General features: G+C 64.2%; 11 protein-coding genes. All 11 read left to right on the forward strand.

Annotation, left to right across the window (positions count from 1 at the left end):
* The first annotated feature begins 24 nt into the window (after nucleotides 1-24).
* The 11 genes from PLANPX_RS11485 to PLANPX_RS11535 all read left to right on the forward strand — a co-directional run bounded on the left by PLANPX_RS11485 (nucleotide 25) and on the right by PLANPX_RS11535 (nucleotide 13214).
* Nucleotides 25-1353 (forward strand): glycosyltransferase family 4 protein, encoded by a 1329-nt coding sequence (locus PLANPX_RS11485; RefSeq protein ID WP_152098870.1) that lies wholly within the window; start codon nucleotides 25-27, stop codon nucleotides 1351-1353.
* A complete protein-coding gene (locus PLANPX_RS11490; protein ID WP_152098871.1) occupies nucleotides 1350-2924 on the forward strand; it encodes a GumC family protein in 1575 nt (524 codons plus the stop codon). The genes PLANPX_RS11485 and PLANPX_RS11490 overlap by 4 nt, the downstream gene beginning before the upstream one ends.
* A 54-nt stretch (nucleotides 2925-2978) precedes the next feature.
* A complete protein-coding gene (locus PLANPX_RS11495) occupies nucleotides 2979-4406 on the forward strand; it encodes an O-antigen ligase family protein (RefSeq protein WP_152098872.1) in 1428 nt (475 codons plus the stop codon).
* A 16-nt stretch (nucleotides 4407-4422) separates the two neighbouring features.
* Nucleotides 4423-5334: a glycosyltransferase family 2 protein gene (locus PLANPX_RS11500; protein WP_172991999.1), complete on the forward strand. Its 912-nt coding sequence runs from the start codon at nucleotides 4423-4425 to the stop codon at nucleotides 5332-5334.
* Between the two features lie 87 nt (nucleotides 5335-5421).
* Entirely contained in the window at nucleotides 5422-6765 is a 1344-nt protein-coding gene (locus PLANPX_RS11505; protein WP_152098874.1) for a lipopolysaccharide biosynthesis protein, read from the forward strand.
* Nucleotides 6762-8042, forward strand: coding sequence for a glycosyltransferase (locus tag PLANPX_RS11510; protein ID WP_152098875.1), 1281 nt, complete (start codon nucleotides 6762-6764; stop codon nucleotides 8040-8042). Before PLANPX_RS11505 ends, PLANPX_RS11510 begins: the two co-directional genes overlap by 4 nt.
* Nucleotides 8043-8101: 59 nt before the next feature.
* Nucleotides 8102-9181 carry an NAD-dependent epimerase/dehydratase family protein gene (locus tag PLANPX_RS11515; protein ID WP_152098876.1) on the forward strand — a complete coding sequence of 360 codons (1080 nt, stop codon included), beginning with the start codon at nucleotides 8102-8104 and terminating at the stop codon, nucleotides 9179-9181.
* A complete protein-coding gene (locus tag PLANPX_RS11520; protein WP_152098877.1) occupies nucleotides 9178-9984 on the forward strand; it encodes a WecB/TagA/CpsF family glycosyltransferase in 807 nt (268 codons plus the stop codon). Before PLANPX_RS11515 ends, PLANPX_RS11520 begins: the two co-directional genes overlap by 4 nt.
* A 47-nt stretch (nucleotides 9985-10031) precedes the next feature.
* Nucleotides 10032-10901 (forward strand): glycosyltransferase family 2 protein, encoded by an 870-nt coding sequence (locus PLANPX_RS11525; protein ID WP_152098878.1) that lies wholly within the window; start codon nucleotides 10032-10034, stop codon nucleotides 10899-10901.
* A gap of 58 nt (nucleotides 10902-10959) precedes the next feature.
* The gene (locus tag PLANPX_RS11530; protein WP_232536379.1) at nucleotides 10960-12195 is read left to right on the forward strand and encodes a DegT/DnrJ/EryC1/StrS family aminotransferase; all 1236 of its coding nucleotides are present in this window, start codon (nucleotides 10960-10962) and stop codon (nucleotides 12193-12195) included.
* A gap of 5 nt (nucleotides 12196-12200) precedes the next feature.
* Nucleotides 12201-13214 carry a Gfo/Idh/MocA family protein gene (locus tag PLANPX_RS11535; RefSeq protein WP_152098879.1) on the forward strand — a complete coding sequence of 338 codons (1014 nt, stop codon included), beginning with the start codon at nucleotides 12201-12203 and terminating at the stop codon, nucleotides 13212-13214.
* Nucleotides 13215-13328 lie beyond the last annotated feature (114 nt).

Consider the following 13328-nt stretch of genomic DNA (forward strand, 5'->3'; position numbering starts at 1 on the left):
CGTCACTCCTCTGTCACCACGCGTATGAACTCATCGACTCCAGAATTGGCGCCGCGGCGGGGGCTGTTGATCACGGCTTACCACTACGACCGCCTGTATTCGATGGAATCGCGGCTGTCGTGGCAGCGGGCCGAGCAGGCTGCGCAAGGGTACGATGTGACGGTGCTGTGCGCCCGGGCGCCGATGGATTGGGATGGCCGCAAGTCGGAGGCATCGGCCTCGTCGCGCGGCGTGCGATTGGAACTTCTGCCGCTCAACGGGCTTGAACGGCGGTTGATGCGGACGCCGGGACTCTACTATCTCGGCTACCGGATGTGGCACCGCCGCGCCCTACGACGCGCGCAAGCCCTCCACCTCAAGCAGCGCTTCGCCCTGGTCCATCATGTGAGCTTCTGCGGCTACCGCGAACCGAGCGAGATGTGGCAGCTCGACGCGCCCTTCGTTTGGGGCCCGGTCGGCGGCACGCAACCGCTGCCGAGCGCCTTTCTTGGCGAACTTTCGACGCTCGACGCCCTGCGCGAGCGGATTCGCGCGAGGGTCGACGCCATTCAGATTCGCTTTGATCGCCGAGTTCGCCGGGCCGCTAAGCATGCGAAGTGCGTGCTCGCCGCGAATCAAGCGGTTGCCGCCGACTTGGCGCAGGCGCTCCACGTAAAACCGCTCGTGCAGTTGGAAACCGGCGTGGAACCGATCGCCGATGTTCAGCCGCGGAGCGCCGATGGCACGCAGCCGTTACGCATTCTGTGGTCGGGCCGCCTCCAGGCTTGGAAGGGCCTTTCGCTGTTGCTGAAAGGCTTGGCGGCGCTCCCCGCCGATGTCCGCTATGAGGTCCGCGTGATGGGGCAGGGCCCATGCGAGACGCGTTGGCGGGGGCTGGCCGAGCAACTCGGCGTCGCGGCGAACATCCACTGGATCGGTTGGCCCGACTACGACGGCCAGCTTCCCCACTATCAGTGGGCCGACGTCTTCGCCTTCACGAGCCTGCGCGATACCTCGGGCACGGGTTTGCTCGAAGCGCTCGCGGCCGGCGCCGTCATTGTCGGACTCGATCACCAAGGCGCGGCCGACGTGATGACCGGCAACTGTGCGATTCCGGTTGTCGCCGATTCGCCGACGACGGCGATCGAAGGTTTTCGTTGGGCGATCTCGCGACTCGCGAACGATCGCCAACTGCTTGCCGAACTTAGCGCCCACGCCATCGAACGGGCCCGCGACTTTACGTGGGAACGCCAGTGGAACGTGACGCAAGAAATTTACACCCAGGCCCAGCGATGGGCCGTCGCGACGAGCGCCGAGGCGGCGCTTCCCGAACCGCTTGTTCGTGAACTTCAGTTAGTCGAGACCTTTTCATGATGAACCATTCTTCCGACCGCACCGCGACCAACTTCTTCGGTCCGATGGAACTGCTCCGCACGTTCTATCGCCACAAGAAGAAGGCGATTTTTTGCGTCGCCTCGATCATGGCGTTGGCTACGCTGGTGCTGCTGTACGCGCCGCGGACGTACCGCTCCGAAGCGAGGCTCTTCCTGCAAGTTGGTCGCGAAAGCGTCCGGCTCGACCCGACGGCCACGACTGGTAAGACAATCGCCTATCAGCAAAGCGGCCGCGACAACGAAATCGCTACGGCGATCGAAGTGATGAAGAGCCGCGCGATCGTCGAGAAGGCGGTCGATCAGCTCACGCCCGAAGTCGTGCTCGGCTGGGGCGGCAGCGGCGCTGGCAGCGGCAGCGAACCGAACCAAGTCGCCGACACGGTGATGGCCCCGTTGCATTACGTGGTCGGCGCCATCAAGAGCATCGACCCGATCTCGCCCCGCGAGGAAGCGATCATCCAGATCATGCGGAACCTGGAAGTCGACGCCGAGTTCGACTCGACGGTGATTGTGCTCACTTACGACGCCGAAACGCCGCAGTTGGCGCAGCAGGTAATGACTTCTGTGGTCGATGCGTTCCGCACGGAGCATGTGCGGCTCCACCGCACGACCGGGTCGAAGCCGTTCTTCGAAGAACAACGGGCGTCTCTTGAGGCCTCGCTGAAGCAGTCGGAAGGAAAGCTGCGCGACGCGAAGAACAAAATGGGCGTCGCCTCGATCGAAGCTCGTCGCTCGACGCTCGAGACGCACCTCAGCACGATCGAGCTGCGGCGGAACTCGGCGATCCAGCAGATTGCCGCGGCCGAGGCCCGCATCAAGTCGTTGCAGGCTCATACCGACGCGATGCCCGAGCGGCTCCACACCTCGACCCGCAAGATGCCGAACACCGGCACCGATGCGTTGCGGTCGCAACTTTACACAGTGCAGGTGAAGCTGCTCGATCTCGAGTCGAAGTACAGCGCCGATCATCCGTTGGTCACCTCGGCCCGCGCCCAGATGAAAGAGGCTCAGGAGATGCTCAAGGGCGAGGTCGCCGAACGCGAAGAGACGGTCGACAGCCTCAACGAGAATCACCGGACGCTGACGCTCGACTTGGCCCAAGCCGAGAGCCAACTCGCTGGCCTCGAGGCTGAGATGACCGAGCTCAATTCTCAGCGCGAGCAAGCCGTCGGCGATCTCAAGCAACTGAATGAGTTCGAGGTCGAACTCGATCAGCTGGAGCGCGATCGCACGCTCGCGAAGACCAACTTCTTCCTCTACGCCGAAGCGCTGGAGCAGACGCGGATGGATGAAGCGCTCGACGCCCAGTCGATTTCGAACGTCAACCAGGCCCAGGCGCCGACGCTGTCGGAGAAGCCGGTCAGCCCGTCGAAGCTGATGGTCGGGGCGCTGTCGCTGATGTTCGCCGCCACCGGAACGACCGCGCTGGTGCTGGGCTGCGAGAAGCTCCGGACCGACAAGTTGCAGCGACAGCAGGGCGAATCGCCGGCGGCTCAGGTCAACGGAGTTCGCGCCGAACGGCACGAGTACGTTCCCGCCAACCCTCGTTAGTCCGTAACATTTTCCCCCACAGAGACCTAAGGCTCGCGAGCCGATAGGCAGTTGATGACACCAGACTGGCACTACCCATCGTCGACGCGGCCTGCCGCGTGGAACGCCCGCCTCGCGGCGGCGGCGACGATCGTGCTGTCGTTTTGGGTCGTCGGGCACTCGTTGGGGCAAAGCCGGACGTTGTTCGAGCAAAGTACGCTCGATGCGAATCGCGTCGAGAACCGCTTCGCCGCGCAACAAGGCGTGACGACGACCAGCTCCGCGGTCGGCTTCTTCCTGCTCGGCGGGATGGGGTTCGTCTGCTGGGCGACTTCGTCGTCGGCAGGGATCAATTGGCGCCACCCGCTCATGTTCTTCTGCGCAGCCTACGTCGGCTGGTGCGTGCTGAGCCTCGCGTGGTCGGCCGATTCGGCTCAAACCGTTCGCAAGCTCGCGATTCTCGCGCTAATGCTCGTCGGAGCCTACGGCGCGGCGACGCGGTTCGATCTCGACGATTTGCTCGCGATCACCATGCTCGCGCTCGGCGGGCTGGTGGGCGTCGGCTTACTCGCAGAACTCGCCCTCGGCATGTTCCGGCCGTGGCGGAGCGACTACCGCTTCTGCGGTACGTGCCATCCGAACGATCAAGCCGTGCAGTGTGCGCTACTGACGCTTGCCGCAGCCGGGGCAACCTGGCTCAAGCGAGATCACATCTGGCTGCGCCGGCTGATCATCGCTGGCGGGTTGGTCGGCCTCGCCCTGACGAAGTCGCGGACGACGCTGCTCGCGCTCATTGTGGCCGCGGCGATTGCCGCCGTGCTCAGCGCCAAAGGTCTCCACCGCTGGCTGGTGCTGTGCGGAGGCATCGCGCTCCTTTGCCTGGCGGGCATCGCCTCGAACTTCATTTCAGTCTCGGATATCGACCGCTCGATGGACGTTGCCTCGATGGGGCGCCGCGAGAACGTCAGCTCGCTTACCGGACGGTTGCCGCTGTGGAATGAACTTTGGAAGTCGGCCGTCAAGGAACCGATCGTCGGTCATGGTTACGGCGGCTTCTGGGGCGAGCGGAACGTACTGAAGTACTCGGCGATTTTCGCCTGGCATATTCCGCACGCGCACAACGGGTATCTCGACTTGATGTTAGCCGTCGGCGTGATCGGCGCCGTGCTGTATGTGGCGTGGGTGGTCGCGACGGCGGCCGTGGCGGCGTGGCGGTTTGAACGCACGGAGTGGGCGGCGGAGCTGTTCGTCGTCTGCTTGCTGGCGTTTTCGCTGATCCATGCCGTGACGGAATCAAAGTTTCCCGGCGCCGGCATCGGCGCATACTTCGTGCTGATGATGATGGCCGCGGTCGCGATTCGTCGACCAGTGCTGAGCGGTGCGCTCGGCGCTCTGCAACCGAGCCATTCATTCGGCAATGACGGGGCCCACCAGACGTGGCCGCTGGGAATGAACCCTGCGTCGATCATTAGCGCCCATCGTGGCGATCAACTTAGCAACTAGCGAAAGAGCTCGAAGCGTGTCAGAGATTTCCACTTTGTCGACCGCTGCCGCAACGCAAGACGTTGCCGTGCTGCTCACCTGCTTCAACCGTCGCGAGACGACTTTGCGCTGCTTGCGGGCGCTCTACGAGCAGGAACTACCGGCCGGCTTTACGCTCCGGGTGGCGCTCACCGACGACGGCAGCTCCGACGGCACCGGCGACGCGGTGCGCAGCGAGTTCCCCGGCGTGACGGTGCTGCAAGGCGACGGCAACCAGTACTGGGTCGGCGGCACGATGATGGCGTGGGAAGCAGCGCGCCCCTCGGCCTTCTACCTCTGGCTGAACGACGACGTGAAGTTGCGTCCCGGCGCCATTCGGAAGTTGATTGAAGTGCAAGCCGCGTCGGGCGATCCGGCCACGATCGCCGTTGGCGCCACGTGCGATCCCGACGAAGGGAAGACCTGCACCGGCGGCATGGAACGTCGTGGTTGGTACGACGTTCGCGTGATGGAACCGACCGACCAGCCGCAAATGTGCGACAGCATCAACGGCAACATCGTGCTCATCCCGCGCGTTGCCGAGGAGCGGATCGGCGCCCTCGACGTGGCCTACACCCACTTCTTCGCCGACGGCGACTACGGCATCCGCGCCCGCCAGCATGGGATCCCGGTGCTGTTGGCGCCGGGGCATCTCGGCGAGTGCAAGTTGAACCCGATCGCCAATTCGTCGTTCGACGCCAAGCTGCCGCTGCGGCAGCGGTGGCGGCGGATGCTCGGCCCGAAGGGGTACCGCCCTCCGCGGCAGTGGTGGGCGTTCGTGCGAACCCACGCGCCGCGGCCGAAGACGGCCTACTGGTTGGCGCCTTACCTACTGTTCGGCTTGGAGAGCCTCACCGGCGGCCGGATGCGGCTGCGGCGGAATGTCCGCCGGCCGATGAAGGTGACCTAACCCGTAGACCTGCAGCGGCCGTTTCAATGCGAGCCGCTGGCGCCAGCAACTCGCCTTTCCGCTTCGAAGAAACTTGTTAACGACTTGATGAGACTTCCTCGCTTCAATCTTGCAACCGCTTCGCTCGCCGGCACGGCGATCGTCGAGCGTGCGCTGCTGGGAGCGACGACGTTTGCGGTGACGATTCTGCTGGGACGCTGCGGCGGGCCGGCCGAACTTGGCTTGTTCAGCATCTTCTTCCCACTGCTGTTCATCGCGATTGCGGTGCAAGAGTCGTTGATCACGGCGCCCTACACCGTCTATTCGGCGAACCATGCCGACGCCCAAGCTCGTCGCGGATACCTCGGCGGTGTGTTGACGCACACGTTGCTGCTGAGCATGGCGACCTCCGCGGCGTTTGCTGCGGGCGCCATCGCATTGTTTGCGATGGAAAAGCCGCAAATGGCGTGTGTGTCGGCGGCGCTCGGCGCGGCGGCGCCCTTTATTCTGCTGCGGGAGTTCGCGCGGCGCGTCGTTTACGCCGAGCTCAACCCCATGGCGGCGGTTGCCATCAGCGGCAGCGTGAGCTTGCTCCAACTCGCGATGATGGCGGCCCTCCACTGGAACGGCAACCTGAACGCCGCGTCGTGCTTTGCCGCGATGGGGGCGTCGAGTGCCATTGTCGGCGGATTCTGGTTCGTGATGAACCGGCGGTTGATTCAGTTCCGCAACGCCCCCGCAGCGGCGGCCTTCCGGCAGAATTGGAGCCTCGGCAGCTGGAGCGTGGCGACGCAAATCGGCGAGATCGTGCGGACGCAGATGTTCCCCTGGCTGCTGGCGATCGTGGCGAACGATGCGACCGCGGGGCTGTTTGGCGCCTGTGCGATCGTCGCCGCGCTGCCGACGCCGCTGCATGTGGCGCTCAGCAACATTTTGCTGCCGCAGTTCGCACGCGAGCTGAAAGAGCGCGGCCCCGCTGGCGCCGATGGACTAATGTGGCAAGCGACCGGCTGGCTGAGCGGCGTGATGGCCGTCTACTTTGCGATCATCGTCGCGACGAGCGCCTGGATCGTGCCGGCGATTTACGGCGCCGATTATCAGGGAACGCAGCACGCGCTTATCGTGCTCACGTTGGCGCAAGTCTTCGCCGGGGCGTCGTTGCCTGCGGCGCGGGCTCTGTTTGTGCTGCACCGGCCGGAGCAGGTGTTTTATGCCCACCTCGCTGGGATTGTGATTAACCTTACGCTCGGCGTGTCGTTCGTCCATTCGTGGGGCATCACCGGCGCCGCGTATGCAACGTTGGCGGGCGCGGTGTTCAAGGCGGGGCTCGGACTGTGGTGGTACCTCGTCGAGGCGCGGCGCCAGTTGAAAGAACAAGGTCTCGGCGAGCTACGGCCGCATGCCTTCGGCGGCATCGGCGTCGCGGAAGCCGCGCTGGAGGAGACCGCATGAGAGTCCTCCTCTGCCATAGCTACTACACGCAACGCGGCGGCGAAGATCGTTCGTTCGAGGAAGAACGCGAGTTGCTGCAAGCGAACGGGCATGAAGTGATCGAGTATGTCCGCCGCAATGAGGAACTTGTCGGCCGCGGCAAGCTCGCCGCGGCGGCGACGACGCTCTGGAATCGCCAAGCGGGCCGCGAGGTCGCCGCAATCATCGAACGCCATCGGCCCGACGTGCTGCATGCGACGAACACCTTCCCGCTGATCTCGCCGTCAGTCTGCGATGTCGCTCATCGCGCCGGCGTGGCCGTAGTGCAGGCGCTGCGGAACTACCGCCTCCTGTGTGCGAACTCATACCTGATGCGCGACGGCCAGCCGTGCGAAGCGTGCGTTGGCAAGGCCGTTCCGCTGCCTGCCATTCAGCACCGTTGCTACCGCGACAGCGCCGCCGCGAGCGCCGTCGTGGCGGCGATGCAAGTTTATCACCGCACGGTCGGCGTCTGGCGGAATCGCGTCGACGCCTTCTTCACGCTCACGCACTTCGCGCGGCAGAAGTTCGTCGATGCGGGACTGCCGGCTGATCGCGTCCATGTGAAATACAACTCGGTGTCACCCGACCCCGGCGTCGGCGATGGGAGCGGCGGGTATGCCGTGTTCGTCGGTCGGCTCTCGCCGGAGAAGGGCGTCGGGACGGTGCTCGCCGCTTGGGAAGCGAACCGAGAGTTGCCGCCGCTGGTGATCGTCGGCGACGGCCCGCTGCGCGCCGCCGTTGAAGCGGCCGCTAGCCGCGATGCTCGCATCACGATTCGCGGCGAGCTCTCGAACGCTGAAGCCCAACGCGTTATCGGCGCGGCGAACCTACTCGTGATGCCGTCACTGTGGTACGAAACGTTTGGCCGCACGATTGCCGAGGCTTACGCCACCGGGACGCCGGTCGTGGCGTCGCGACTTGGAGCGATGGCCGAACTGGTCGAAGAGGGCGTCGCCGGCTCGTTATTCAATCCGGGCCATGCGGCCGACTTGGCCCAGCGGGTTGCCGAACTCACGTTGCGGCCTGCCGACGAGCAGCAAGCGATTCGACGTCGCGCGCGACAGGCGTACGAGCAGCAATTTACCCCCGCGCACAACTACCGCCGCTTGCTCGAAATCTACGAAATCGCCCTGACCAGTGCTCGTGAGCGCTGCGGGGCGTCGTCGCACGCCGCGAAAGCATCGCAACCGAATGAGTTGAGTGAAATGCAGCCCCAGGCCATCGAACCGCTGAAACATCCAATGGCTGTTGGATAACCGTACGAAGTAAGTCTCACTGACACCGCACCGTTTGAATTGCACCTGAAGACACCGCTATGAGCATCGCCATTGTTACCGGCTCGGCCGGACTGATCGGCTCGGAAGCCGCCCGTTATTTTGCCGAGAAGGGCATGGAAGTCGTCGGCGTCGACAACGACATGCGCCGTCGCTTCTTCGGCGACGAAGCCTCGACGCTTTGGAACCGCGACCGCCTACAAGCCGACCTCGGCCAGCGCTACGAGCATGCGTCGCTCGACATCCGCGACGATGAAGCGATTGAAGCGCTCTTCGCTCGTTACGGCAACGCGATCGAGCTGGTGATCCACACCGCCGCGCAGCCCTCGCATGATTGGGCCGCACGCGAGCCGAAGACCGATTTTTCGGTGAACGCCAACGGCACGCTGAACCTGCTCGAAGCCGTGCGAAGCAACTGCCCCGACGCGACGTTTATCTTCACCTCGACGAACAAGGTCTACGGCGACGCCCCGAATCGCTTGCCGCTCATCGAGCAGGCGACCCGCTGGGAAATCGATCCGACGCACCAGTACGCCGACGGCATCGGCGAAGATTTTTCAATCGACCAATCGATGCACAGCCTCTTCGGCGCCTCGAAGGTCGCGGCTGACATGCTCGTGCAGGAGTATGGCCGTTACTTCGGCATGAAGACTGTCTGTTTCCGCGGCGGATGCCTCACCGGGCCGAGCCATTCCGGCACGCAGCTTCATGGGTTTCTCGCGTACCTGATGAAGTGCATCGTCACCGGCCGGGCCTACACGGTGTTCGGCTACGGCGGCAAGCAAGTGCGCGACAACATCCACAGCCTCGACCTCATCCGCGCGTTCGAAGCGTTCCACGCGAATCCTCGCAGCGGCGCGGTCTACAACATCGGCGGCGGTCGCGAGAGCAACTGCTCGATGCTCGAAGCGATCGGCCTCTGCGAACAAATCTCCGGCCGCGAGGCCCAGTGGACCTACGCCGAAGAGAACCGCGCCGGCGATCACCAGTGGTGGATCAGCGGGTTGCAGCGGTTCAAGGCCGACTACGCCGGGTGGCGGTTGGAGTACGACGTCGCCGAGATCTTGCAAGAAATCTACGACGCCAACGTCGAACGCTGGACGGAGGCGGCCGTCGCATGATCGATCGCGGGAAGCACAATTTGCTCGGCGTGGGAATCGACGCCGTCGACTACGACGGCGCGGTGAACCGCATTATCACGGCGGCGCGCGAGCGGCGGCCGCTGGCGGTGTCGGCGCTCGCCGTGCATGGCGTCATGACTGGCGTGCTCGACGCTGAGCATCGCTATCGCCTCAACAAGCTCGACCTCGTCTGCCCCGACGGGCAGCCGGTGCGGTGGGGGCTCAATCTGCTCCATCGCGCAGGGCTCAACGAACGCGTCTACGGCCCGCGGTTGATGCTAGAAGTTTGCGGCGCCGCGGCGGAGGCAGAACTACCGATCTTCTTGTTTGGCGGCGACGAAACGCTGCTGGCGACGCTCTCGCAGAGCTTGCTCGAACGTCACCCCGCGCTGCAGATCGCCGGCATGCGGTCGTCCAAGTTCCGCAAGCTCGACGCTGCCGAGTGGGACGAACTAATGAGCGAGGTCCGCGACAGCGGCGCTCGCATCTTGTTCGTCGGGCTTGGCTGTCCGCGGCAGGAAGTCTTTGCGTTCGAAGCCCGCGAGGCGGTCTCGATGCCAACGCTCGCCGTCGGCGCCGCGTTCAACTTTCACAGCGGCCTGTTGCCGCAGGCCCCGCCGCTGATGCAGCGGTGGGGGCTTGAGTGGCTCTTCCGGCTCGTGCAAGAACCGCGTCGCTTGTGGCGTCGCTATGTGCTGCTCAATCCGGCGTACGTCACGTTGCTCGTCGCTCAGAAGCTCGGGCTACGGCGGTTTGATCGCGAGTCGCTCGATCCGCCCGAGAACAGCGTCCTTTACGGCTAACCTTTTCACCCTAGCGACCGCACTCGCCTCCGAAGTTTTCAGATTCAATGCAGTCCTCACTAAACCAGCATTCGAGTTCGACGTTGACGCCCGTGAGCGTCGTCGTGCCGATGTTCAACGAGCGCGAGTGCGTGGCCAGCCTTATGGCGTCGCTCGCTGGCGTCGAAGCGCAGTTGGGTGATCGCTATGCGTTCGAGTTCGTGCTGGTCGACGACGGTAGCCGCGATGAGACGGTCGCGCTGTTGAACGCTGCGATCGCCGGCCGGCCGAACTACCGGCTCATCGAGCATGGCGTCAATCGCGGCATCGGCGCCGCGATCGGCACCGGCATCGCTGCGGCGTCGCACGAGTTCGTCGTCTCGATGGATTGCGACGGTTCGTACGATCCGCTCCTCATGGGCGAGTTGCTGCCGCTGCTCGCCGACAGGGTCGATCTCGTCACCGCCTCGCCGTACCACCGAGCCGGCGGAGTCGAGAACGTCCCGCTCTGGCGGCTACGGCTCTCGCGACTCGCCTCGCAACTGTATGGTTTGGCCTGCCGTCACAAGCTTTCGTGCTACACGAGTTGCTTCCGCGTCTATCGTCGCTCGGCCGTCGTCAACCTGCAGCTCGAGAACCCCGGCTTTGTCGGCGTCGCCGAGTTGCTCTGCCAAGTACTGCACCAGGGCGGCGTCGTTGTCGAGCATCCCGCCATGCTGCGGTCGCGCGTCGCCGGGCATTCGAAGATGCGGGTCGTCCGCGCGTCGCTGGGGCACCTCCGGCTGATCGGAAAGGTCGTTGCCGCCCGCTTCGGCTCGGCCGAGAACGCTCCGATGGGCGTCGCGAAGCATGCAGATCAGACGCTCCATCAACTCCGAGAAACTACAACGTCCGATAGTCACACCACCGAAGAAACCCCAGCCGTCCAGCTTGCCTGACGGTTTCTGTTCAATTTGCATCTCTGATTCACCTCTTTTGACACCAGGAACCAGATTCGTGGCCACCGACCTGAAAGCTCCTCTCGAAAAGATTCAACTCCCCTCCGATCAAGACGCGACCGGTCGCGAGCTCGGCGACGACGAAATGGTCGCGCTCGCCGAAGCGATCGAAAGCGGCACGCTGACGAGCACCAAAGGCAAGTTCGTCAAGCGACTCGAAGAAGAGTTCGCCGCCTACATGGGCGTCGAATCGGCCTACGCCTGCTCGCACGGCACCGCGGCGCTCCACACGGCGCTCGCCGCGATCGATCCCGAGCCGGGCGACGAAGTGATCACCACCGCGATCACCGACATGGGCGCCCTCACGCCGATTCTCTACCAGTCGGCGATCCCCGTCTTCGCCGACGTCGATCCGCTTACCTACAACCTCACCGCCGAAACGATCGAGAAGGCGATCAGCCCGAAGACCAAAGCGATCATGGTCACTCACCTCTTCGGCAATCCGGCGCGGATGGGCGAGATCATGGAACTCGCCCGCAGCCGCAACATTCCGGTGATCGAAGACTGTGCGCAGGCCTTCGGAGCTGAACTCGACGGCGTGAAAGTCGGCGCCTGGGGCGACATCGGCTGCTTCAGCCTCCAACAAGGCAAGCACATCACCACTGGCGAGGGTGGCATCGTCACCTCGAACGATCCCGACCTGGCCCGGCGCATGTACTTGTTCATCAACAAGGCCTGGGGGTACGGCGATGCGAAGCCGGACCACTACTTCCTGGCACTCAACTACCGCATGAACGAGCTGACTGGCGCCGTCGCGGTTGCCCAGATGCAAAAGCTTGGCGACTTCGTCGAACGCCGCACGCGGATGGCGGCGCAGCTTACCGCTGGCTTGTCGGATCTACCCGGTCTTAGCACGCCGGCGGTCGACGCCAACGCGAAGCACACTTACTGGAAGTACTGTCTCCGCGTTGACGGCGACAAGTTCGAAGGAGGTATCGACGGTCTGGCGAAGGGGCTCCGCGAACGCGACATCCTGTGCGCACCGCGTTACATCCAGAAGCCGGCGTTCGAATGCCAGGTGATCCGCGATCAGCGGACGTTTGGCAACAGCCGATTCCCCTTCACGCTGGCTCGGCCGGAAGCGGTCGACTACAGCCGCGACAAGTTCCCGGGCACCTACGAAGCGCTCGCTTCGGTCTTGGTCTTGCCGCTGAACGAGAAGTACACCGATCAGCACGTCAATTACGTCATCGACTCGATTCGCGACGCCGCGACTCAACTCTTCAAGGGCTAACATCCATGAGCAACTCCCAAGAACCAGTCCGATTCGGCTTGGTCGGCGCCGGCGCCATCGCGCAGGCGTACGCCCAGGCCTTCACGCAAACCACCGCGGCCAAATTGGTCGCGGTGGCCGACTCGCGCCGTGAAGCGGCCGAGAAAATGGCCGACGCCGCTCAGTGTCAGGCGTTTACCGACGCCGAGTCGATGGCCGACGCCGTCGAACTCGACGCGGTCCTCGTCTGCACGCCGCCGTCGACGCATCGCGAAATTTGCTGTGCGTTGCTGGAGCGCGGCATTCACGTGCTGTGCGAAAAGCCGCTCGCCATTTCGAGCGTCGATGCGGAAGCGATGATCGCCGCCGCCGAGGCCCGCGGTCTGCATTTCACGATGGCGTCGAAGTTCCGCTACGTCGCCGATGTGCAAAAGGCGAAGGAGCTGATCGCCAACGGCACGATCGGCGAGGTGGTGCTGTTCGAGAATGTCTTCACCGGCCGCGTCGACATGAGCACTCGCTGGAACTCGAACCCCGAGATCGCCGGCGGCGGCGTGCTGATCGACAACGGTACCCACTCGGTCGACGTCGCCCGCTTCTGCCTCGGCGAACTTGCCGAGGTGCAGGCGATGGAAGGGAATCGCATCCAACTGCTGCCGGTCGAAGATACGGCGAAGATGTTTATCCGCAGCCGCAAGGGCGTCCTCGGCAGCATCGACTTGTCGTGGAGCGTTAGCAAGGAGCTGCCCTACTTCATCGCCGTCTACGGTAGCGAAGGGACGATCCTCGTCGGTTGGCGGGAATCGAAGTTCCGCCGCGCCGGCGACGCCGAGTGGACGGTCTTCGGCGCCGGTTACGACAAGTTCGCGGCGTTCCGCGGGCAGATCGAAAACTTCGCCGGCGTCGTCCGCGGCGAAGAATCGCTCGTCGTCACGCCCGAGGATGCGCTGGCGTCGGTGCAGGTGATCGAAGCTGCGTACCGTTCGCTGGCGCGCGGCGCTTGGGAGCCAATCACGGAACCGACCGCTGAACTGGCGTAGCGCGTTGACGATTTGAATTGAACCGCCAAGGACGCCAAGGTACGCCAAGGAAATGCGGGAACAGATACAAGAACATGGAACCGCCGATAGACGCCGATGAACGCAGATAGTTCT

It is taken from the genome of Lacipirellula parvula (assembly GCF_009177095.1).
GTDB lineage: Bacteria > Planctomycetota > Planctomycetia > Pirellulales > Lacipirellulaceae > Lacipirellula > Lacipirellula parvula.

Excerpts from the sequence above, each read along its gene's own strand:
- PLANPX_RS11510 (WP_152098875.1), top strand. The coding sequence starts at position 6,762 with ATGAGAGTCCTCCTCTGCCATAGCTACTACACGCAACGCGGCGGCGAA.
- PLANPX_RS11535 (WP_152098879.1), top strand. The coding sequence starts at position 12,201 with ATGAGCAACTCCCAAGAACCAGTCCGATTCGGCTTGGTCGGCGCCGGC.
- PLANPX_RS11520 (WP_152098877.1), top strand. The coding sequence starts at position 9,178 with ATGATCGATCGCGGGAAGCACAATTTGCTCGGCGTGGGAATCGACGCC.
- PLANPX_RS11525 (WP_152098878.1), top strand. The coding sequence starts at position 10,032 with ATGCAGTCCTCACTAAACCAGCATTCGAGTTCGACGTTGACGCCCGTG.
- PLANPX_RS11495 (WP_152098872.1), top strand. The coding sequence starts at position 2,979 with ATGACACCAGACTGGCACTACCCATCGTCGACGCGGCCTGCCGCGTGG.
- PLANPX_RS11505 (WP_152098874.1), top strand. The coding sequence starts at position 5,422 with ATGAGACTTCCTCGCTTCAATCTTGCAACCGCTTCGCTCGCCGGCACG.
- PLANPX_RS11490 (WP_152098871.1), top strand. The coding sequence starts at position 1,350 with ATGATGAACCATTCTTCCGACCGCACCGCGACCAACTTCTTCGGTCCG.
- PLANPX_RS11485 (WP_152098870.1), top strand. The coding sequence starts at position 25 with ATGAACTCATCGACTCCAGAATTGGCGCCGCGGCGGGGGCTGTTGATC.
- PLANPX_RS11515 (WP_152098876.1), top strand. The coding sequence starts at position 8,102 with ATGAGCATCGCCATTGTTACCGGCTCGGCCGGACTGATCGGCTCGGAA.